The organism is Streptomyces sp. NPDC037273, assembly GCF_055603625.1.
Window position 1 is genome coordinate 299,201 of sequence record NZ_JBVJVO010000009.1, and the last position, 1,242, is coordinate 300,442.

Sequence of the window (1,242 nt, forward strand, 5' to 3'; positions counted from 1 at the left end):
CCGCCCCGGTTGTCGTCCCGACGGTCATCCCGCTGGTACGAAGGCCGCTCATCCCGACGGAACGACGGACGCTCATCCCGACGGTCATCCCGACGGAACCCACCGCCACGCTGGTCCCCACCCCGGTTGTCGTCCCGACGGTCATCCCGCTGGTACGAAGGCCGCTCATCCCGACGGAACGACGGACGCTCATCCCGACGGTCATCCCGACGGAAACCGCCACCGCGCTGGTCGCCACCACGGTCGTCGCGGCGGAAGCCACCGCCCCGGTTGTCGTCCCGACGGTCATCCCGCTGGTACGAAGGCCGCTCATCGCGCCGGAACGAGGGACGCTCATCCCGACGGTCATCCCGACGGAAACCGCCACCACGGTTGTCCCCACCACGGTCGTCACGACGGAAGCCGCCACCGCGCTGGTCGCCACCACGGTCATCGCGACGGAAGCCGCCACCACGGTTGTCGTCCCGACGGTCATCCCGCTGGTACGAAGGCCGCTCATCGCGCCGGAACGAGGGACGCTCATCCCGACGGTCATCGCGACGGAAACCACCGCCACGGTTGTCCCCACCACGGTCGTCGCGGCGGAAGCCGCCACCGCGCTGGTCGCCACCGCGGTCATCGCGGCGGAAGCCGCCACCACGGTTGTCGCCACCACGGTCGTCACGACGGAAACCGCCGCCACGGTTGTCGTCCCGCGAGAAGCTGGGACGGTCGCCACGGTCGTCACGGCGGAAGCCACCGCCACGGTTGTCGCCACCGCGGTCGTCACGACGGAATCCACCGCCACGGTTGTCATCGCGGCGGTCGTCACGACGGTCGCCACGGTCATCGCGGCGGAAGCCGCCACCACGCTGGTCGCCACCACGGTCGTCACGGCGGAAGCCGCCACCACGGTTGTCCCCACCACGGTTGTCGTCCCGGCGAGGCCCGCGGAAGCCGCCCCGGTCGCCACCGCCACCGTCCCTGCGACGAGGCTCGCGCTCCGGACGGTCGTCGGGAGAGTTGGTGGGCATGGTCGTGACTCCTGTCTTCGGGTACTGCAGTCATTCTCGCGCAGCCGGCACCCAGCCGCGCATCGGAAAAGTCAAGCAAAAAACAAAAGGACCCCTGGTCCCAGCGTGAACGCTGGGACCAGGGGTCCTGAAGAATTGTTCGGCGGCGTCCTACTCTCCCACAGGGTCCCCCCTGCAGTACCATCGGCGCTGAAAGGCTTAGCTTCCGGGTTCGGAATGTAACCGGGCG

1 rRNA gene and 1 pseudogene are annotated in these 1,242 nt (G+C 69.2%); both read right to left on the bottom strand.

The features are described 5' to 3' along the window. Positions 1-878: pseudogene (locus tag ACZ7G1_RS24820) on the bottom strand (hypothetical protein); the annotation flags it as partial. A 272-nt stretch (positions 879-1,150) separates the two neighbouring features. Beyond that, positions 1,151-1,242 (bottom strand): 5S ribosomal RNA (gene rrf / locus ACZ7G1_RS24825); the annotation flags it as partial.